The organism is Hydrogenophaga sp. ANAO-22 (assembly GCF_042466645.1).
Taxonomy (GTDB): domain Bacteria; phylum Pseudomonadota; class Gammaproteobacteria; order Burkholderiales; family Burkholderiaceae_C; genus Hydrogenophaga.
The window spans coordinates 760831-781678 of record NZ_CP159956.1 but is presented as its reverse complement, the minus strand read 5'-3'; the positions used below and the strand labels follow the sequence as shown (position 1 = coordinate 781678).

Genomic DNA, 20848 nt, shown 5'->3' with positions numbered 1-20848 from the left:
TGGAGGATCAGAACGGCGGGCCGTCGTCGTCCGCGTCGGCGGTGACGGCCTCGCGCGCGGCGGGTGCCGACGCCGAAGGCTCGCTGTCGGCGGCGGCACCGAAGGCCATCTCGCCGCCCAGGGCCTCGATCAGCTCGGGAATGAGTTTCTGCAGCTCGCCGGTGGACAGGGCCACGTCGGCGTCGAAGCCGTTCTCGCCTTCTTCGGGCCGGCCGTCGAACACACCTTCGAGGAAGTTGATCTTCTTGACCTGCAGCGACTCGGTGAGCGTGAAGCCGATGCGGCCTTCCCAGCTCATGGCCAGGCGGGTGGGCAGCTTGCCTTCGGTGATGTGCTTGCGCACCTCGTCGGTGGCGAGGTTGTGGCGCGTGAATTTCACGGCCGACTTTTCCTCGTCGCCGGACTTGAGCTCGCACTCGCGCTCCACCGCGAAGCCGCCGGGCCATTCGTCGGGCGTGGTGGCCGAGAGCCACTGCGTCATGGCGGTCTGCGGCGTCACGGCGGTCTGCAGCAGGGTGACGGCCAGGCCGTCGAAGGCGCGCACGAGGGCGGTGACGACCTCGTCGAGCTTGCCCTGGCTGCTGGCGTCGGTGACCAGCCAGCCGTTCTTCAGGTCGATCCAGACCCACACCGTCATCTGGCGCGCGAAGGCCTGGGGCAGCAGGGCCAGCAGCGCGTCTTCGCGCAGGGCCTTGGTTTCCTTCTTGCCGGGTTTGCGGCCGGTGGTGGCCTCGATGTGGTCGGCTTCTTCCTGGGCCTTTTTCTTCACGACCGAGCCGGGCACGCCCTTGGTCTCGATCTGCAGTTTCAGGATGCGCTGGCCGGCCACGGACTCCACCAGAGGGCCGTGGGCCTCGCCGCGCGGCTCGATCCAGCCGACGGCCTTGTCCTGCGTGGCACCGCAGGGCACGAAGCGGGCCGCGTCCAGCGCGGTTTCCATGTCTTCCAGCGTCGCCCCCCAGCCGGGCGCGATGCGGTAGATCGTCACATTCTTGAACACGGGGAATACCTTCAAAAAACAAGCCCTGCACCCGGGGTGGGTGCAGGGCCTGCGTATCTTAGAGGATGGCCTTTTGTTACATGCGGGAGGGCAGCCAGCTCACGATCTGCGGGAACCACCAGAGCAGCAGCACCGCCAGGACCATGATGAAGAAATAGGGCAGGCAGACCTTGGCGATCCACGTGATCTCGCGCTTGGTCATGCCTTGCAGCACGAAGAGGTTGAAACCCACGGGCGGGGTGATCTGCGCCATCTCGACCACGATCACCACGAAGATGCCGAACCAGATCAGGTCGATGCCGGCGGCGGTGACCGTGGGCAGGATGACGCCCATGGTGAGCACGATCATCGAGATGCCGTCGAGGAAGCAGCCCAGCACGATGTAGAACACCGCCAGCGCCAGCAGCAGCACCCCCGGCGACAGGTTCAGTCCGGTGACGAATTCGGCCAGGTGGCGCGGCAGGCCGATGTAGCCCATGGACAGGGTGAGGAAAGCAGCGCCCGCGAGGATCAGTGCGATCATGCAATAGAGGCGCGTGGCACCCATCAACGAATCGCGGAATGTCGTCCAGTTCAGGGAACCCTGCGCGGCGGAGAGGATGAGCGAGCCCACCACACCCACGGCAGCCGCTTCCGTTGCGGTGGCGATGCCGGTGTAGATGGTGCCGATCACGCCGCCAATGAGCAGGATCACGGGGATCAGGTGACGGGACTCGCTGAGCTTTTGCCGCAAGCTCATGCGGTCGTCGCTGCGAGGCACTTTGTCGGGGTTGAGCAGCGCCCAGATCATCAGATGGCCGCTGAACAGCGCGGCCAGCATCAGGCCAGGGAGCACGCCCGCCACAAAGAGTTTGGCGATCGACACTTCGGCCGCCACGCCGTAGACGATCATGATGATCGACGGCGGGATCAACAAGCCCAAGGTGCTGGCGCCGCCCAGCGAGCCCACGATTTTCTCCGGGGGGTAGCCGCGTTTGGTGAGCTCGGGGATGCTCATCTTGCCGATGGTGGCGCAGGTGGCAGCCGACGAGCCGGACACCGCCGCGAAGATCGTGCTCCCCAGGATGTTGGTGTGCAGCAGCCGGCCGGGCAGGGCGTTGACCCAGGGTGCCAGGCCGCGAAACATGCTTTCGGAGAGCTTGGTGCGAAAGAGGATTTCGCCCATCCACACGAACAGAGGCAAGGCGGTCAGCGTCCAGCTGCTGGCTGAGCCCCAGATGGTGATGGACATGGCGTCACCTGCCGGGCGCGAGGAGAACAGCTCCATGCCGATCCAGGCCACGCCGGCAAGGGTGAGTCCGATCCAGACACCGCTGCCCAGCAAAGCGAACAGCGAGACGATCAGCAAGGTCGTGACGACGACTTCATTCATGGTGTGTCTCCACGCTGTCGTGCGAGCGCTGGCGGCGAAGCTCGAGCACCCATTCGTCAAGGAAGGCGATCAGCAGCACCGTGGTGCCCAGTCCCATGAGGATCTGCGGAATCCAGAGGGGCGTGGCGTCGCTGGCGGTGGAGATGTCGTGGAAGGCGTGCGACTGCCAGGCCAGCCGCCAGGCGTAGACCGCCAGCAGACCGGAGAGCAGCACCGCCACGGAGAGGGACCACAGCTCCAGGCCGCGCCTCATGCCACCCGTGAGCTTGCCGATGATCAGCGTGACGCGGATGTGTTCGCCGCTCTTGAGCGTGTGGGCCAGTGCCAGGAAGCCGGCGCCGGCCATGGCATAGCCGGCGTAGGCATCGGTGCCCGGAATGTAGAACTGGAACATGCGCCCCAGCATGGACATGAGCACCATGACGAGCACGCCGATCATGAACAGCGCGGCCAGCCATGCCGATCCGGTGTAGAGGGCATCCAGTAGTTTTCGCATCGGAAGGAAATGGGACAGGTGAAAAAAACACTGCCCGGGGGCCGGGCAGTGTTGCGAGGGATTTACTTGCGGTAAGCGTCCAGCATGGCCTGGCCTTCGGGACCGGCCTTCTCCAGCCATTCCTTGACCATGGTTTCGCCCACCTTCTGCATGTCGGCCTTGAGTGCGGCCGAAGGCGCTTCTACCGCCATGCCATTGGCCTTGAGGATGGCCAGGGTGTCGGTGTTGACCTTTTGCGAGGCAGCCCAGCCGCGCGCCTCGGCGTCGGCGCCGGCCTTGAGCACGGCGTCCTGGGTGGGCTTGTCCAGCGCGTCGAAGGCGCGCTTGTTCATGATGATCGCGTTCTTGGGCAACCAGGCCTGCACGTCGTAGTAGTACTTCAGATGTTCGTAGAGCTTGCTGTCCACGCCGGTGGCGCCGGAGGTCATGTTGGACTCGACCACACCGGTGGCCAGTGCCTGGGAGAGCTCTGCGGCCTGCACGGTCACGGGTTGCGCGCCGACCAGTTCGGCGATGCGCGAGGTGGCCGGGCTGTAGGCGCGCCATTTGCTGCCCTTGAGATCAGCGGCGCTGGTCACCGGCTTCTTGCTGTAGATGCCCTGAGGCGGCCAGGCCACGGTGTAGAGCAAGGTCATGCCCTGCTCGGCGAGCTTTTTTTCCAGGATGGGCTTCTGCGCCTTGTAGAGCTTCATGGAATCGGCGTAGCTGGTGGCCAGGAAGGGCAGGCCGTCGGCGCCGAACATCTGCCACTCGTTCTGATAGGCCGCCAGCAGGATCTCGCCGATCTGCGCCTGGCCGCCCTGCACCGCGCGCTTGATCTCGGGCGCCTTGAACAGCGAGGCGCCTGCGTGCACCGTGATCTTGAGTTTGCCGCCGGTGGCCTTGTCCACGTCGTTGGCGAAGGACGTGAGGTTGACGGTGTGGAAGTTGGTGGCGGGGTAGGCCGCCGGCAGGTCCCATTTGGTCTGGGCCAGGGCGGGAAGGCTCATGGCCACGGTGGCAGCGGCCACGGAAAGGCTGAACAGGCGACGTTTCATCTTAGGGCTCCAGGTGGGGGTGGGACACGGATCGAGCAGCGGTTGCGGCTCGAAGGACTCTATCGGCGAGTGAATGAAGTGTGATCGGTACTTTCCCTGAATGTCAATAAATCGTTGGCAAATCGTCAACATAAAGCCTAAACTCCGCCGCACCGAAACGACGCAGACTTTTCGCCATGGCCCGTTCCAAAGCAAGTGCCAAGCCAACGCCGCCGGCTTCGCCCATCGTGTCTTCCGCGCACCTGGTGTCGCCGCGCAGCGCGGAGATGAGCGAGTTCGAGTTCGGCCTGATCGTGGCCGGCAATGCCTTCCACCGCTGGGTGGTGCACTGCATGAGCGCCGCCGGGCTGAAGGACCTCACCGCGCTGGACGTGCTGGTGCTGCACCACGTCTCGCACCGCGCGCGCGACAAGCGCCTGGCCGACATCGCCTTCATCATGAACGTGGAAGACACGCACCTCGTCAACTACTCGCTCAAGAAGCTGCAGAGCCTGGGCATGGTGGAGTCGAGCAAGAACGGCAAGGACGTGACCTACGCGCCCACCGAGGCGGGCAAGGGCTACGTCACGCGCTACCGCGAGATCCGCGAGACCTGCCTGATCGATGCGCTCAAGGCGGACGACGCGCTCAACCACGACATCGGCCAGCTCGCGCGCCTGCTGCGCGTGCTCTCCGGCATCTACGACCAGGCCGCGCGTTCGGCCGCTTCGCTCTGACATTCCCTATGACACCGACGCACATACTTCGCTGGCAGTTCTGGATCGACCGGGGCGGCACCTTCACCGACATCGTGGCCAAGCGGCCCGACGGCACCCTGGTCACGCACAAGCTGCTCTCGGAAAACCCCGAGCAGTACCGCGACGCGGCGGTGGCCGGCATCCGCCACCTGTTGGGGCTGAAGGCCGGCGAGCCGGTGACGCCCGAGCAGGTCGAGTGCGTGAAGATGGGCACCACGGTGGCGACGAACGCGCTGCTGGAACGCAAGGGCGAGCCCACGCTGTTGGTGACCACACGCGGTTTTCGCGATGCGCTGCGCATCGCCTACCAGAACCGACCGCGCCTGTTCGACCGCCGCATCGTGCTGCCCGAGCTGCTGTACACCGAGGTGATCGAGGCGCAGGAGCGCATGGCCGCGCACGGCGAGGTGCTGCAGCCACTGGACGAAGCGGCGTTGCGCGCCGATCTGCAGGCGGCCTTCGCGCGCGGCCTGCGCAGCGTGGCCATCGTGTTCATGCACGGCTACCGGTTCACCGCGCACGAGGCGGCGGCGGAGCGGCTGGCGCGCGAGGTGGGCTTCACGCAGGTGAGCAGCTCGCACGGCACCAGCCCGATGATGAAGTTCGTGAGCCGGGGCGACACCACGGTAGTCGATGCCTACCTCTCGCCCATCCTGCGCCGCTACGTGGAGCAGGTGGCCGCCGAGATGCCGGGCGTGAAGCTGTTCTTCATGCAGTCCTCGGGTGGCCTGACGGACGCCCACGCCTTCCAGGGCAAGGACGCCATCCTTTCCGGCCCGGCCGGTGGCATCGTGGGCATGGCCCGCACGGCGGGCCTGGCGGGCCACGGCAAGGTGATCGGCTTCGACATGGGCGGCACGTCCACCGACGTGTCGCACTACGCGGGCGAGTTCGAGCGCGAGTTCGAGACCCAGGTGGCGGGCGTGCGCATGCGCGCGCCCATGATGAGCATCCACACGGTCGCGGCGGGTGGTGGCTCCATCCTGGCGTTCGACGGTTCGCGCTTTCGCGTCGGCCCGCAGAGCGCGGGCGCCAACCCCGGCCCCGCGAGCTACCGGCGCGGCGGCCCGCTGGCGGTGACCGACGCCAACGTGATGACGGGCAAGATCCAGCCGGCGCACTTTCCCAAGGTGTTCGGCCCCCGGGCCGACGAGGCCTTGAGCCTGGACGCGGTGCAGTCGAAGTTCGCCGAGCTGGCGGCGCGGACCGGGCGGCCCGCCGAAGAGGTGGCCGAGGGCTTCATCCACATCGCGGTGCAGCAGATGGCCAACGCGATCAAGAAGATTTCGGTGGCGCGCGGCTACGACGTGACGCGCTACACCCTACAGTGCTTCGGTGGCGCGGGCGGGCAGCACGCCTGCCTGGTGGCGGATGCACTGGGCATGACGCGCGTCTTCGTGCACCCGCTGGCGGGTGTGCTCAGCGCGTACGGCATGGGGCTGGCCGACCAGAACGTGATCCGCGAGCAGGCGGTGGAACTGCCGCTGGTGGCGGCGTCGCTGCCCACGATCTCGGACGCGCTCGAGACCCTGGCGGCGGCCGCTCGCGCCGAGCTGCAGCGCCAGCAGGTGAACGCGGGCGAATCCACCGTGCACCGGCGCGTGCATGTGCGCTACGAGGGCAGCGACTCGGCCCTGGTCGTGCCCTACGGCGACATGGCCGAGATCGAGGCGGGTTTCGAAGCCGCCTACCGGCAGCGCTTTGCCTTTCTCATGCAGGGCAAGCGCCTCGTGGTGGAGGCGGTGTCGGTGGAGGCCGTGGTCGCGGGCGACGCGCCGCACGAGCCGCGCGTGGAAACGCACGAGCCGCGCGAAGTGCCGAGGCGCGAGACGGTGCGCATGTACTCGGGCGGCCAGTGGCTGGACACCGCGCTGGTGGTGCGCGAGGACCTGCGCCCGGGCGACGTGATTCCCGGGCCCGCGATCATCGCGGAGAAGAACGCGACCACGGTGGTCGAACCCGGCTGGGAGGCGGTGCTCACGGCGCTGGACCACCTGGTGCTGGACCGCCGCGTGCCACGCACGGTGAGCTACGCCGTGGGCACCACGGTGGACCCGGTGCTGCTCGAGGTGTTCAACAACCTGTTCATGAACATCGCCGAGCAGATGGGGCTGCAGCTGCAGAACACCGCGTACTCGGTGAACATCAAGGAGCGGCTGGATTTCTCGTGCGCGCTGTTCGACGCGCAGGGCAACCTCATCGCCAACGCGCCGCACATGCCGGTGCACCTGGGTTCCATGGGCGAGAGCATCAAGACGGTGATCCGCGAGAACACCGGCAAGATGCAGCCGGGCGACGTGTACGTGCTCAACGACCCTTACCACGGTGGCACGCACCTGCCCGACGTGACGGTGATCACACCGGTCTACCTCGGCAGCCAGCCCACGTTCTACGTGGGGTCGCGCGGCCACCACGCCGACATCGGTGGCACCACGCCGGGCTCCATGCCGCCGTTCTCCACGCGCATCGAGGAAGAGGGCGTGCAGATCAACAACGTGAAGCTGGTAGACCGGGGGGTGCTGCGCGAGGCCGAGATGGTGGCCCTGCTGCAGAGTGGTGAATACCCTTCGCGCAACCCGCAGCAGAACATGGCCGACCTCAAGGCGCAGATCGCCGCCAACGAAAAAGGCGTGCAGGAGCTGCGCAAGATGGTCGAGCAGTTCGGCCTGGACGTGGTGCAGGCCTACATGCGCCATGTGCAGGACAACGCGGAGGAGTCGGTGCGCCGTGTGATCACGCGCCTGAAGGACGGCCAGTACACCTTGCCGCTGGACAACGGCGCGCAGATCGAGGTGAGCGTGCGGGTGAACGCGGCCGAGCGCAGCGCCGAGATCGACTTCACCGGCACCTCGCCGCAGCAGCTCAACAACTTCAACGCGCCCACGGCGGTGTGCATGGCGGCGGTGCTGTATGTGTTCCGCTCGCTGGTGGACGACGACATCCCGCTCAACGCGGGCTGCCTCAAACCGCTCAAGGTCGTCATTCCGCCCGGTTCCATGCTCAACCCCAACCCGCCGGCCTCGGTGGTGGCGGGCAATGTGGAGACCTCCAGCTGCATCACCAACGCGCTGTACGGCGCGCTGGGCGTGATGGCGGCCAGCCAGTGCACGATGAACAACTTCACTTTCGGCAACGCGGCGCACCAGTACTACGAGACGATCTCGGGTGGCAGCGGCGCGGGCGACGGCTTTGATGGCACGAGCGTGGTGCAGACCCACATGACCAACTCGCGCCTGACCGACCCCGAGGTGCTGGAGTTCCGTTTTCCGGTGCGGCTGGAGAGTTACGAGATCCGGGCCGGTTCAGGCGGGTCCGGGCGCTGGCACGGCGGCGACGGTGGGGTGCGCCGCGTGCGGTTCCTGGAAGACATGACCGCGAGCATCCTGTCCAACGGCCGCGTGCACCCGGCCTTCGGCATGGCCGGTGGCCAGCCGGGGCAGCTGGGCATCAACCGCGTGGTGCGGGCCGACGGCCGCACCGAGGACCTGGCCCACATCGGGCAGGCCGAGATGAAGGCCGGCGATGTTTTCGAGATCCACACACCGGGTGGCGGGGGATACGGGAAGGCGTAACGAGCGCCAGCCCACGATCCAGGGACACCGCGGGTCCGGCTTTGCCGGCCCCAGGTGTCGCCCCCTGGGGGGTGACGCGCCGCAGGCGCGGCGCGGGGGGAGCCGTCTACAACTCTTCCACGCGCCGGGCCGGGTAGCTGTCCCAGGCCTGGCAGCCCGGGCATTGCCAGAAATGCTGGCGCGCCTCGAAGCCGCAGGCCGCGCAGCGGTAACGGCGCAGCGGCGCGCTGGCGTGTTCCAGCGCCTTCTGCACGCTGGCCTTCGCGGTGGGGCTGGAGAGCGCCTCGCCCGCCATCCACTGGGTGGTGATGACCAGCGAGGGTTCGCGCTCCAGGTGGCTGAGGTAGTGGCCGCGCACCGCCTCGGTGCCGCTGCTCAGGCTGGCCAGGGCTTCCGTGACGTCGATCGCCGGTGCACGCTCGTGGCTGGCCTGCAGCAGCTTCATGGCCTCGGCCTCGCGGCCGGTCTGCCGGGCCAGATCGGCCAGAGCACGGGCCGCCAGCGGCAGGCTTTGTGGTGCGTGCTGGTTCATGCGCACCAGGGCGTCGAACGCGCCCGAGGCGTCGCCGGTGTGCGCCTTCAGGGCCGACAGCGCCATCCAGCCGCGCGCCAGCTGCGGGGCGCGTTGCACGGCCTCGTTCAGCAGTTGCTGGGCCTTGGCGCCGTCGCCCCCGCGCTGGGCGAGGTCGGCCTCTTCGCACAGGTAGTGCGCCAGCCGCGTGGCGAAACTGCCTTGTTCGGCGTCTTCGAGGCGCTGGGCGATCCGCTTGGCCTGGGGCCAGTCGCGCGAGCGTTCGTAGATGCCCAGCAGCGCCAGCAAGGCCTCGCCTTCGAAGGCCGAGCCTTCGAGCTTGTGCAGGGCCGCTTCGGCGCGGTCCAGCAGGCCGGCCTTGAGGAAGTCGAGCGCCAGCGCGTGCTGGGCGCGGTCGCGGTCCTTGCGGTCGATGTCGGCGCGCGAGAGCAGGTGCTCATGCACGCGCACGGCGCGGTCGTAGTCGCCGCGACGGCGGAACAGGTTGCCCAGGGCGAAGTGCAGTTCGGCGGTGTCGGGGTCGCCCTGCACCGCTTCGATGAAGGCGTCGATGGCCTGGTCCTGCTGTTCGTTGAGCAGGTGGTTGAGGCCGCGAAAGTAGGCCTTGGGCGCCTGGCGGCCCTCCATGCGCCACTGGCGCAGGTCGAAGCGCGACGCGGCCCAGCCCAGCGCGAACGCCAGCGGCAGGCCCCAGAGCAGCCAGGTGAAATCAAAGTCCATGCCGGCGGTCGATCGGGTCGGGAGGGAGCAGGGTGGTGTCGCCGTCAAAGGCGGTGCTGTGCAGCGCCGAGGCCGACGCGTGCTGGCGGCGGGTGCGCCGGGCGCGCAGCCACAGCGGCAGCATCACGGCCACGCCGAGGAACACCCCGATCACCAGCGCCACCAGGATCACCAGCACCAGGGGGGCTTGCCAGCTCGCACCGAAGAACAGGTGCAGCGTCACGCTGTCCTGGTTGTTGAGCGCGAAGGCGAACAGCACAAAAAAAATGGCTGCATTGAGCAGCCACATCAGGTATTTCACGTCGTCCCCTTTGTGGTGGGGCGATTGTAGCGAGCAGCCCTGTCTCAGGCCCGCTTCTGGGTTTCGCGGCCCAGAATCTCGGCGGTCTTCTTGTCCACCTCTTCGCGCAGGGCCTTGCCCGGCTTGAAGTGCGGCACCCGTTTCTCCGGAATCATCACGCTCTCACCGGAGCGCGGGTTGCGCCCGATGCGAGGTGAACGCCGGTTGACGGAGAAGCTGCCAAAACCCCGGATCTCGATGCGATGGCCCTTCACCAAGGCTTCGCCCATGGCGTCCAGGATCGCCTTGACGGCGAATTCGGCATCGCGGTGGGTGAGCTGGCCGAAACGGCTGGCCAGAGCTTCAACGAGGTCGCTTCGGGTCATGTCGAATGGAGTGGGGGCGTTGAGGGGACAGCGCCGGGCAAGTGGCCGCCCTTGCGGGCGGGTGGCTCACCCGGCGCCGAACCGGTTTCGCTTCAGTTCTGGTTGTTGTCCAGCTTGGCGCGCAGCAGGGCGCCCAGGCTGGTCGTGCCGGCGTTTTCGCGGGAAGACTGCTGGCTCAGGTTGGCCATGGCTTCCTGCTGGTCGGCGGCGTCCTTGGCCTTGATCGAGAGCTGGATGTTGCGGGTCTTGCGATCCACGTTCACCACCACGGCGTTGACTTCGTCGCCTTCCTTGAGCACGTTGCGCGCATCTTCCACGCGGTCACGGCTGATTTCGCTGGCGCGCAGGTAACCCAGCACGTCTTCGCCCAGATCGATCTCGGCACCCTTGGCATCCACGGTCTTGACCTTGCCGGTCACGATGGAGCCCTTGTCGTTCACCGACACGAAGGTGGTGAACGGGTCGCCGTCGAGCTGCTTGATGCCCAGGGAGATGCGCTCGCGCTCCACGTCGATGGCCAGCACGATCGCTTCGACTTCCTGGCCCTTCTTGTAGTTGCGCACGGCGGCTTCGCCGGGCTCGTTCCAGGACAGGTCGGACAGGTGCACCAGACCGTCGATGCCGGCGGCCAGGCCGACGAACACGCCGAAGTCGGTGATCGATTTGATCGGGCCCTTGACGCGGTCACCGCGCTTGGTCTGTTCGGCGAATTCGTGCCAGGGGTTGGCGCGGCACTGCTTCATGCCCAGCGAGATGCGGCGCTTGTCTTCGTCGATGTCGAGCACCATGACTTCGACTTCGTCGCCCAGCGACACCAGCTTGGACGGGGCCACGTTCTTGTTGGTCCAGTCCATTTCGGAGACGTGCACCAGGCCTTCGATGCCAGGCTCGAGTTCCACGAACGCGCCGTAGTCGGCGATGTTGGTGATCTTGCCGAACATGCGGGTGCCTTGCGGGTAGCGGCGCGAAACGCCCATCCACGGGTCGTCGCCCATCTGCTTGAGGCCCAGCGAGACGCGGTGCTTCTCGGTGTCGAACTTGAGGATCTTGGCGGTGATTTCCTGACCAGCCGTGACCACTTCGCTCGGGTGGCGCACGCGGCGCCATGCCATGTCGGTGATGTGCAGCAGGCCGTCGATGCCGCCGAGGTCCACGAACGCACCGTATTCGGTGATGTTCTTGACCACGCCGTGCACGATGGCGCCTTCCTTCAGGGTGTCCATCAGCTTGGCGCGCTCTTCGCCCATGGAGGCTTCCACCACGGCGCGGCGGCTCAGCACCACGTTGTTGCGCTTGCGGTCGAGCTTGATGACCTTGAATTCCAGGGTCTTGTTTTCGTACGGGGTCAGGTCCTTGGTCGGACGGCTGTCGACCAGCGAGCCCGGCAGGAAGGCGCTGATGCCGTTGACCATGACCTTGAGGCCGCCCTTGACCTTGCTGGAGGTCGTGCCGGTGACGAATTCGCCGGATTCGAGCGCTTTTTCCAGCGACATCCAGGAAGCCAGGCGCTTGGCCTTGTCGCGCGAGAGCAGGGTGTCGCCGAAGCCGTTTTCCACGGAGTCGATGGCGACAGAGACGAAGTCACCGACCTGCACTTCGAGTTCGCCCTGGTCGTTCTTGAATTCGGCCAGAGGCACGTAGGCTTCCGACTTCAGGCCAGCGTTGACCACCACGTGGTTGTGCTCGATGCGCACGACCTCGGCGGTGATGACTTCGCCCGAGCGCATTTCAGCGCGTTTCAGGGACTCTTCAAACAGGGCGGCAAAAGATTCAGACATTGAATTTCCTAAACCACTCAGCGTCGGTGCAACAACCACGGGGAATGCGGCTGGAACGGATGCGACGTGTGGGCGGCGTTGACGTTGCGGTGCGTGACACCGCGGGGTTAAGTGAAAAGAACCTTCGGGCCTGCGGGCTGGGAACGCCCGGCTGTGCCGTCAGGGCCATCAAGAAGCGCGCTCAGTTGCCCGAGAACGCCGTTTTGCCTTGCCACCAGTTCAACACCTGCTGCACCGATTGCTCGATGTCCATGCCGGAGTTGTCCAGTTCCAAGGCGTCTTCGGCGGGCTTGAGAGGGGCGTGCGTGCGGGAGGTGTCCCTCAGATCACGCGCTTTCAGGTCTGCCAAAAGACTGTCGATGTTAGCAGCAATTCCCTTTGAAATCAACTGCTTATGGCGCCGTGCGGCGCGCTGCTCGGCGCTGGCGGTGAGGAACACCTTCAGCGGGGCGTCCGGGAAGATCACCGTGCCCATGTCGCGGCCGTCGGCCACCAGGCCGGGCAACTGGCGAAAGGCGTGTTGCAGGCCCAGCAGGGCCTCCCGCACGGCGGGCACGGACGAGACCCGGGAGGCCGCCATGCCGGCGGTTTCGCTGCGCAGGTCGTCGGTCACGTCCTGGCCCTCGAACAGGGTGCGCAGGCCTTCGAAGCGCACCTGCAGGCCGGCGGCGAGCTCGCCCAGGCGGCGCGCGTGCCCGGGGTCCTTCAGGTCGGGTTCGGCGGTGGACAGGCCGGCTCTTTCAGCCGCCAGCCCGACCAGGCGGTACAACACCCCCGAATCCAGCAGGTGGTACCCGAGCTGTTCGGCCACCTCGGCCGAGAGGGTGCCTTTGCCGGAGGCGGTGGGGCCATCCACGCAGATCACGGGGATGTGCTCCCTGGGCGTGGTGCAGACCTGGAACAGGGTCTCGAAGTAGTCCGGGAAGGTCTTGGCGACGCACTTGGGGTCTTCGATGCGCACCGGCAGCTTCGCCGGGTTGAAGGCGGCGAGCGAAAAACACATGGCGACGCGGTGGTCGTCGTAGGTGTGGATCGACGCCGCACGCCAGTCTTGCGGGCGGGCGGGCGGCGTGATGCGGATGAAATCCTCGCCTTCCTCCACCGTCGCGCCGAGCTTGCGGCATTCCTTGGCCATGGCGGCGATGCGGTCGGTTTCCTTGACGCGCCAGCTGGCGATGTTGCGCAGCGTGGTGGTGCCGTCGGCGTACAGGGCCATGGCCGCCAGCGTCATGGCGGCATCGGGGATGTGGTTGCAGTCCAGGTCGACGGCCGTGAGCGGCCAGGCCCCGCGCTGGATGTGCAGGCGGTTGGCTTCGCCCGAGACCTTGGCGCCCATGAGGCGGGCGGCTTCGACGAAGCGGATATCGCCCTGGATGGACGACAGGCCGACGCCTTCGATGGTGATGCCGTCGGTGCCCGGCGTGGCGGGCGCGAGGGCGCCCAGGGCGATGAAATAGCTGGCTGACGAGGCATCGCCTTCAACCGCGATGCGGCCGGGCGACTGGTAGCGGCTGCCGGCGGGGATGGTGAAGCGCTGCCAGCCGTCGCGCCGCACGGCCACGCCGAAGCGCTCCAGCAGGTTGAGCGTGATCTCGATGTAGGGCCGCGAGATGAGTTCACCCACCACGTCGATGACGATGTCGCGCTCCTGCGCCACCAGGGGCAGGGCGAGCAGAAGGGCGGTGAGGAATTGGCTGGACACGTCGCCACGCACGCGGATGGGCTGGTCCAGCCGCAGGGCGTGCGTCTGACCATCGCCGAGTTTCAATGGGGGATAGCCTTCGTTGGCGAGGCAGGCCACGGGGCAGCCGAGCTGGCGCAGCGCATCGACCAGGTCGCCGATGGGGCGCTCGTGCATGCGCGGGACGCCGCTGAGTTCGAAGGTGCCGCCATGGCGGGTGGCCAGCAGGGCCAGCGAGGCGGTGAGGGGCCGCATCGCGGTGCCGGCGTTGCCCAGGAACAATTTGGCCTGGGGCACCGGCAGGGCGCCGCCCAGGCCATGCACGCGCAGGGCGCCGTCGGGCTGCGGTTCGATGCGGCAGCCCAGCTCGGCCAGGGCCTTGAGCATCACCTGCGTGTCGTCGGAGTCGAGCAGGTCGGCGATGTCGGTGTGGCCCACGCTGAGCGCGGCGAGCAGCAGCACGCGGTTGGAAATGCTCTTGGAGCCGGGCAGGCGCACGGTGCCGCCGGCGCTCGCCAGCGGCGGGATGTCGAGGTGGGAAATGGCAAACATGCGCGAAGGTGAGGAAGCGTCGCCCGGGGCGCCGCTCAGCTGCGGGGCTTGACGGCGGTCATGCGCCAGCGCGCGCGCGCGCTGCTGGCCTGTTCGATCAAGGCTTCGAGGGCGTCGGGGTTGCCGGCATTGATGGCGGTCTCCAGGGCGTGCAGCGCGCGCTGGAAATGGCGCGACTGCGCCAGCAATTCTTCGCGGTTGGACATGAGCACGTCGCGCCACATCGCCGGGTCGCTGGCCGCGATGCGGCTGAAGTCGCGAAAGCCCGGGCCCGCCAGCGAGAGGAAATCCGGCCCATCGGACTGGCCCTGGATGGCGTTCATCAGGGCGAACGCCACCATGTGCGGGAGGTGGCTGACGGCGGCATAGGCCGCATCGTGCGCTTCCGGCGACATCTGCTTGACGTGGCAACCGAGCGCGGTCCAGAGCTGGCTGGCCTTCTCGAGCTGGGCGGTCAGCGTGCGTTCGATCGGGGTGAGGATGACCTGGCGGCCGTGGTACAGGTCCGCGTCGGCGTGCTCGACGCCGGCGACTTCCTTGCCGGCGATCGGGTGCGCGGGAACGAAGACACCGACCTGGTCCTTCAGCACACGGCGCGCGGCGTCGATCACCTCGCGCTTGGTCGAGCCCACGTCCATGATCAGCACGTTGCCGCGCACCAGGTGGCGAATGGCTTTGAAGGTGGCTTCGGTGGCCGAGACCGGCACCGCGAGCAGCACGAGATCGGCGCCCGAGACCGCCAGCAGCGCCGACGGGGCCTCGACGTCGATCACGCCCAGCTGGCGCGCGCGTTCGGTGGTGGAGGGCGACTTGCTGTAGCCCACGACGCGCTTGACCAGCCCGGCGCGCTTGAGCGCCAGCGCGAAGGAGCCGCCCATCATGCCGCAGCCGATCAGTCCCAGTTGTTCAAACATCATTCGCTCACCGGGTATGCGCCCAGCACCTTGTAGAAAGCGCAGAGACCTTTGAGTTCCTCCAGCGCGGCGGCCACGTGCGGCTGCGACGGGTGGCCCGCGATGTCGATGTAGAAGTAGTACTCCCACTGACCCGACTTGGCCGGGCGCGACTCGAAGCGCGTCATGGACACGTCGTTGTTCTTCAGCGGCACCAGCAGGTCGTGCACGGCACCGGGGCGGTTGGGCACCGATACCACCAGGCTGGTGCAATCGCGTCCCGAGGCGGGCGGCATGGCCAGGGTCTGCGGCAGCGAGATCACGGCAAAGCGCGTGCGGTTGTAGGCCTCGTCCTGAATGGCGTGCGCCACGATGTGCAGCCCGAACTGGGCGGCGGCGCGTTCGCTGGCCAGGCCGGCCCAGGCCGGGTTCTCGGCCGCCAGCCGCGCGCCTTCGGCGTTGCTGGAGACCGCGCGGCGCTCAGCGTTCGGCAGGTGTTGCGTGAGCCAGTTCTGGCACTGGGCCAGGGCCTGCGGGTGGGCCATGACGACTTCGATGCCATCCAGGTGATTGACCTGGCGCAGCAGGTTGTGGCGGATCAGCAGGCTGACTTCGCCCACCACGTGCACGGGCGAGCGCAGGAACAGGTCCAGCGAACGCGCCACCACGCCTTCGGTGGAGTTCTCCATGCCCACGACGCCGAACTGCGCCGTGCCGGCCGCGGTGGCGTGGAACACCTCGTCGAAGTTGGCGCAGTAGATCAGGTTGGCCGCACCACCAAAGAATTCGATCGCCGCCTGTTCGCAGAAGGTGCCCTGCGGACCGAGCACGGCCACGCGCTGCGGCGCCTCCAGCGCCAGGCAGGCGGACATGATCTCGCGCCAGATCGAGGCCACGTGCTGGTTCAGCAACGGCCCCTGGTTGGCGCCCTGGATCTTCTCGATGACTTGCGCGACGCGGTCCGGCCGGAAAAAGGGCGAGCCCTCTGCGCGCTTGATGTCGCCGACCTGTTCGGCCACGCGAGCGCGTTGGTTGAGCAGGGCCAGCAACTGCTGGTCCAGCGCGTCGATCTGCACGCGCAGGGTGCCCAGGGCTTCGGACTGTGAGGGAAGGGTCATCGGTTCAGGCCTGTGTTTGTTCGAATTGGCGCATGTAGGCCACCAGGGCGCGCACGCCCTCGATCGGCATGGCGTTGTAGATGCTGGCGCGCATGCCGCCCACGGATTTGTGACCCTTGAGCTGCAGCAGACCGGCCGCCTTGGCGCCTGCGAGGAAGGCCTCGTTGCGTGACTCGTCGTGCAGGAAGAAGGGCACGTTCATGCGGGAACGGCAGTCCTTGGCGACCTTGTTGCTGTAGAAGGTCGACTGGTCGATGAAGCCGTACAGCAACTCGGCCTTGGCGATGTTGCGCGCCTCCATGGCCGCCACGCCGCTCAGGTTGCCTTCGGTCTGGCGCTTGAGCCATTGGAAGGTGAGGCCGGCCATGTAGATGGCGAAGGTCGGCGGCGTGTTGTACATGGAGTGGTTGTCGGCCACGGTCTTGTAGTCGAACGCGCTGGGGCAGGTTTTCAGGGCGTGGCCCAGCAGGTCTTCGCGGACCACCACGAGCGTGAGGCCGGCCGGCCCCAGGTTCTTCTGGGCGCCGCCGAAGGCCAGGCCCACGCGCGACCAGTCCACCGGTCGCGAGGCCACGTGGGAGGAGAAATCGATGGCCAGCGGCACATCGGATCCGAGTGCCTTCAGGTCGGGCAACTCGTGCACTTCCACGCCGTTGATGGTCTCGTTGCTGCACAGGTGCACGTAGCGCGCGCTGCGGTCGAGTTGCCAGGTCGCCGGCGCGGGCAGGGTGGTGTGGTGGTCGGCTTCGTTGCTGGCGGCCACGCGCGCGTCGCAGTAGCGGCGCGCTTCCTTCAGCGACTTCTGGCTCCAGCTGCCGGTGACCACGAAGTTCACCGTTTCGCCGCGCGACAGGTTCAGCGGCACGATGGCGTTTTCGGCCAGACCACCGCCCTGCATGAAGAGGATGCGGAAGTGCTCCGGTACGGCGAGCAGCTCGCGCAGGTCGGCTTCGGCGGCCTTGAGGATGGCGCCGAACTCCTGCCCGCGGTGGCTCATTTCCATCACGCTCATGCCGCTGCCGTGCCAGTCGAGCATTTCGGCCGCGGCCTCCTGCAGCACCTCGGCGGGCATGGCCGCCGGGCCGGCGGAGAAGTTGTAGGGCCGCGCCATCACGGCTCGGTGCCCGCGTCGTCGGCTGCGCCCGCTCCGTTCGTGTCGTCGCCCAGCTCCGGCACGTTGGCGTCGTTCTCCACGATGCGCTGCAGGCCCGAGAGTTCGGAGCCTTCGTCCAGCGCAATCAGCGTCACCCCTTGCGTGGCGCGACCCATTTCGCGGATCTCGGACACGCGGGTGCGCACCAGCACGCCCTTGTCGGTGATGAGCATGATCTCGTCGTCGTTGTGCACCAGCGTGGCCGCCACGACCTTGCCGTTGCGCTCGCTCTGCTGGATCGCGATCATGCCTTTGGTGCCACGCCCGTGGCGGGTGTACTCGGCGATCGGCGTGCGCTTGCCATAGCCGTTGATGGTGGCGGTCAGCACGCTCTGCTCTTCGTCCTCGGCCACCAGCATGGCGATCACGCTCTGCGTGTCTTCGATCAGCATGCCGCGCACGCCGCGCGCGTTGCGGCCCATCGGGCGCACGTCGTTCTCGTCGAAACGCACGGCCTTGCCGCCGTCGCTGAACAGCATCACGTCGTGCTGCCCGTCGGTCAGGGCCGCGCCGATGAGGAAGTCGCCCTCGTCGAGGTCCACGGCGATGATGCCGGCCTTGCGCGGGTTGCTGAACTCATCGAGTGCCGTCTTCTTGACCGTGCCCATGGAGGTGGCCATGAACACATAGCGGTCGGACGGGAAGCTGCGCATCTCGCCGGTCAGCGGCAGCACCACGTTGATCTTCTCGCCTTCCTGCAGCGGGAACATGTTGACGATCGGGCGGCCGCGCGAACCGCGCGAACCGGCCGGCACTTCCCACACCTTGAGCCAGTACAGCCGGCCACGGTTGGAGAAGCACAGGATGTAGTCGTGCGTGTTGGCGATGAAGAGCTGGTCGATCCAGTCGTCTTCCTTGGTGGCGGTGGCCTGCTTGCCGCGACCGCCGCGCTTTTGCGAGCGGTATTCCGACAGCGGCTGGCTCTTGATGTAGCCGCTGTGGCTGAGCGTGACCACCATGTCGGTTGGCGTGATCAGGTCTTCGGTGGCGAGGTCTTGCGCGTTGTGCTCGATCTCGCTGCGGCGCGCGCCCAGCTTGGTCTGGCCGAACTCCTGCTTCACGATGATCAGCTCTTCGCCGATGATGGTCGAGACCCGCTCGGGCTTGGCCAGGATGTCCAGCAGGTCGTCGATCTCGCCCATGACCTCTTTGTACTCGGCCACGATCTTGTCCTGCTCCAGGCCGGTCAGGCGCTGCAGGCGCATCTGCAGGATTTCCTGGGTCTGGGTCTCGGACAGCCGGTACAGGCCGTCTCCACCCATGCCGAACTCGCGTTCCAGGCCGTCGGGCCGGTAGTCGTCGGCGTTGATCACGCCGCCATCGGCGCGCGTGCGGGTGAGCATTTCGCGCACCAGCTGACTGTCCCAGGGGCGCGCCATGAGTTCCGCCTTGGCCACGGGCGGCGTGGGCGACTCGCGGATGATGCGGATGAACTCGTCGATGTTGGCCAGGGCCACGGCGAGGCCTTCGAGCACATGGCCGCGCTCGCGCGCCTTGCGCAGGTTGAACACCGTGCGGCGGGTCACGACCTCGCGGCGGTGCTCCAGGAAGACCTGGACCAGGTCCTTCAGGTTGCACAGGCGCGGCTGGCCATCGACCAGGGCCACCATGTTGATGCCGAAGGTGTCCTGCAGTTGCGTCTGCTTGTACAGGTTGTTGAGCACCACTTCCGGTACTTCGCCGCGCTTGAGTTCGATCACCAGGCGCATGCCCGACTTGTCCGACTCGTCCTGGATGTGGCTGATCCCCTCGATCTTCTTTTCGTGCACCAGTTCGGCAATGCGCTCCTGCAGCGTCTTCTTGTTGACCTGGTAGGGCAGCTCGTCCACGATGATGGCCTGGCGCTGGCCGCGGTCGATGTCCTCGAAATGGCACTTGGCGCGCATCACCACGCGGCCCCGGCCCGTGCGATAGCCGTCCTTGACCCCGTTGATGCCGTAAATGATGCCGGCCGTGGGGAAGTCGGGCGCGGGAATGATCTCCATCAATTCGTCGATGGATGCCTCGGGGCTCTTGAGCAGGTGCAGGCAGGCGTCCACCACCTCGTTGAGGTTGTGCGGCGGGATGTTGGTGGCCATGCCGACCGCGATGCCGGCCGAGCCGTTGACGAGCAGGTTGGGCAGGCGCGACGGGAGCACCAGCGGCTCTTTTTCCGAACCGTCGTAGTTGGGACCGAAATTGACGGTCTCCTTGTCGATGTCCGCCAGCATTTCATGGGCGATTTTCGACAGGCGGATTTCCGTGTAGCGCATGGCAGCCGCGTTGTCGCCGTCGACGGAGCCGAAGTTACCCTGGCCGTCCACGAGCATGTGCCGCAGCGAGAAGTCCTGCGCCATGCGCACGATGGTGTCGTACACCGCGCTGTCGCCGTGCGGATGGTACTTACCGATCACGTCGCCCACGATACGGGCCGATTTCTTGTAAGGGCGGTTCCAGTCGTTGTTGAGCTCGTGCATCGCGAAAAGCACGCGCCGGTGCACCGGCTTGAGACCATCCCGCGCGTCGGGCAGGGCGCGCCCCACGATCACGCTCATGGCGTAATCGAGGTAGCTGCGCCTCATTTCCTCTTCAAGACTGATGGGCAGGGTCTCTTTGGCGAACTGTGTCATGAGCGAGGGAATAGGTGCGTAGATGGACCGGAGGGCAACCTGTGATTTTAGACGGCGCGTTCTCCTACACCTTCTTGGGTCGTTTGTTGTACATCCACAACGAATGACGTGACCTGCTGTATCCGGCGACAACGCCGCATTGGCCGGCGGGCCGGGCATTCCGTGCTTGTGGCACAATAAATTCCAGCGTTTTTAGTGGTGGTCACTTGAAGCGTCGTTCTTGTCACGCAGTCTGTCTGCGGCTTATATAGAGGAAAACCATGAAAAAACTTAACAAAGTGGCAATGCTGTTGGCAACCGCCGCCATGGCAACGGCCGCCGGCGCCCAAACCATCGACAACTGGCGCAATGGCACCAGCGAACTGGTTTGGAAAAACGGCACCAATGAACTCTGCTGGCGCGATGCCAACTGGACGCCCGCCACCGCCGCACAAGGTTGCGACGGCGCGATCGTTCCTGCCGCCGCTCCGGCTCCCGCACCGGCTCCCGCTCCGGCTCCTGCCGCAGCCCCTGCACCCGCACCGGCTCCCGCACCCGCACCGGCTCCCGTGGCGTCCAAGGTGACCTACGCTGCTGACGCCTTCTTCGACTTCGACAAGGCTGTGCTCAAGCCCGAAGGCAAGGCCAAGCTGGACGATCTGGCTGGCAAGGTGTCCGGCATTGCTCTGGAAGTCGTGATCGCTGTGGGTCACACCGACTCCACCGGCGCTGCTGGCTACAACCAGAAGCTGTCCAACCGCCGCGCTGAAGCCGTCAAGGCCTATCTGGTGAGCAAGGGCATCGAAAGCAACCGCATCTACACCGAAGGCAAGGGCCTGACCCAGCCGGTGGCCGACAACGCCACCCGCGAAGGCCGCGCCAAGAACCGCCGCGTGGAAGTCGAAGTGGTCGGCACCCGCAAGAACTGATTTCCTTCAGTTCCGGTCCAAAAA

The 20848-nt window shown here is 66.6% G+C and carries 17 protein-coding genes; 3 read left to right on the top strand and 14 right to left on the bottom strand.

The features are described from left to right. Positions 1–7: 7 nt before the first annotated feature. From ABSY19_RS03585 to ABSY19_RS03565, 5 genes are all read right to left on the bottom strand, one after another. Positions 8–1000 (bottom strand): recombination-associated protein RdgC, encoded by a 993-nt coding sequence (locus ABSY19_RS03585; protein WP_382159117.1) that lies wholly within the window; start codon positions 998–1000, stop codon positions 8–10. A gap of 76 nt (positions 1001–1076) precedes the next feature. Then, complete coding sequence (locus tag ABSY19_RS03580; RefSeq protein ID WP_382159115.1) at positions 1077–2372, bottom strand: TRAP transporter large permease; 1296 nt, start codon at positions 2370–2372, stop codon at positions 1077–1079. Then, positions 2365–2868 carry a TRAP transporter small permease gene (locus ABSY19_RS03575; RefSeq protein WP_382159113.1) on the bottom strand — a complete coding sequence of 168 codons (504 nt, stop codon included), beginning with the start codon at positions 2866–2868 and terminating at the stop codon, positions 2365–2367. The genes ABSY19_RS03580 and ABSY19_RS03575 overlap by 8 nt, the downstream gene beginning before the upstream one ends. A gap of 62 nt (positions 2869–2930) precedes the next feature. Next, on the bottom strand, positions 2931–3905 hold the full coding sequence (locus ABSY19_RS03570; RefSeq protein WP_382159111.1) for a TRAP transporter substrate-binding protein: 975 nt from the start codon (positions 3903–3905) through the stop codon (positions 2931–2933). A gap of 103 nt (positions 3906–4008) precedes the next feature. After that, on the bottom strand, positions 4009–4131 hold the full coding sequence (locus ABSY19_RS03565; RefSeq protein WP_382164018.1) for a hypothetical protein: 123 nt from the start codon (positions 4129–4131) through the stop codon (positions 4009–4011). Here ABSY19_RS03565 and ABSY19_RS03560 point away from each other — a divergent pair. Beyond that, positions 4082–4621 (top strand): winged helix DNA-binding protein, encoded by a 540-nt coding sequence (locus tag ABSY19_RS03560; protein WP_291117711.1) that lies wholly within the window; start codon positions 4082–4084, stop codon positions 4619–4621. The genes ABSY19_RS03565 and ABSY19_RS03560 overlap by 50 nt on opposite strands. Before the next feature lie 8 nt (positions 4622–4629). Beyond that, entirely contained in the window at positions 4630–8214 is a 3585-nt protein-coding gene (locus ABSY19_RS03555; RefSeq protein ID WP_382159109.1) for a hydantoinase B/oxoprolinase family protein, read from the top strand. Between the two features lie 106 nt (positions 8215–8320). On the opposite strand, the gene lapB is transcribed toward ABSY19_RS03555, so the two are convergent. The 9 genes from lapB to gyrA form a co-directional block, all read right to left on the bottom strand. Beyond that, entirely contained in the window at positions 8321–9466 is a 1146-nt protein-coding gene (lapB, locus tag ABSY19_RS03550) for a lipopolysaccharide assembly protein LapB (RefSeq protein WP_382159107.1), read from the bottom strand. Further along, complete coding sequence (locus tag ABSY19_RS03545) at positions 9456–9767, bottom strand: lipopolysaccharide assembly LapA domain-containing protein (protein WP_291114841.1); 312 nt, start codon at positions 9765–9767, stop codon at positions 9456–9458. The genes lapB and ABSY19_RS03545 overlap by 11 nt, the downstream gene beginning before the upstream one ends. Before the next feature lie 44 nt (positions 9768–9811). Continuing rightward, a complete protein-coding gene (locus ABSY19_RS03540; protein ID WP_291114839.1) occupies positions 9812–10132 on the bottom strand; it encodes an integration host factor subunit beta in 321 nt (106 codons plus the stop codon). 92 nt (positions 10133–10224) lie between these two features. Further along, positions 10225–11910 (bottom strand): 30S ribosomal protein S1, encoded by a 1686-nt coding sequence (rpsA, locus tag ABSY19_RS03535; RefSeq protein ID WP_291114836.1) that lies wholly within the window; start codon positions 11908–11910, stop codon positions 10225–10227. Positions 11911–12091: 181 nt separating this feature from the next. Further along, positions 12092–14143 (bottom strand): bifunctional 3-phosphoshikimate 1-carboxyvinyltransferase/cytidylate kinase, encoded by a 2052-nt coding sequence (locus tag ABSY19_RS03530; protein WP_382159105.1) that lies wholly within the window; start codon positions 14141–14143, stop codon positions 12092–12094. Positions 14144–14178: 35 nt separating this feature from the next. Continuing rightward, positions 14179–15057 (bottom strand): prephenate dehydrogenase/arogenate dehydrogenase family protein, encoded by an 879-nt coding sequence (locus ABSY19_RS03525; protein WP_291114849.1) that lies wholly within the window; start codon positions 15055–15057, stop codon positions 14179–14181. Then, positions 15057–16154 carry a prephenate dehydratase gene (gene pheA, locus ABSY19_RS03520; protein ID WP_382159103.1) on the bottom strand — a complete coding sequence of 366 codons (1098 nt, stop codon included), beginning with the start codon at positions 16152–16154 and terminating at the stop codon, positions 15057–15059. Before pheA ends, ABSY19_RS03525 begins: the two co-directional genes overlap by 1 nt. 4 nt (positions 16155–16158) lie before the next feature. Further along, positions 16159–17265: a 3-phosphoserine/phosphohydroxythreonine transaminase gene (serC, locus tag ABSY19_RS03515; protein ID WP_382159101.1), complete on the bottom strand. Its 1107-nt coding sequence runs from the start codon at positions 17263–17265 to the stop codon at positions 16159–16161. Continuing rightward, positions 17265–19916, bottom strand: a complete 2652-nt coding sequence (gene gyrA / locus ABSY19_RS03510) for a DNA gyrase subunit A (RefSeq protein WP_382159099.1) — start codon at positions 19914–19916, stop codon at positions 17265–17267. The genes serC and gyrA overlap by 1 nt, the downstream gene beginning before the upstream one ends. Before the next feature lie 260 nt (positions 19917–20176). Between gyrA and ompA the strand changes: the two genes are divergently transcribed. Continuing rightward, positions 20177–20824 carry an outer membrane protein OmpA gene (gene ompA / locus ABSY19_RS03505; protein WP_291114826.1) on the top strand — a complete coding sequence of 216 codons (648 nt, stop codon included), beginning with the start codon at positions 20177–20179 and terminating at the stop codon, positions 20822–20824. Positions 20825–20848 lie beyond the last annotated feature (24 nt).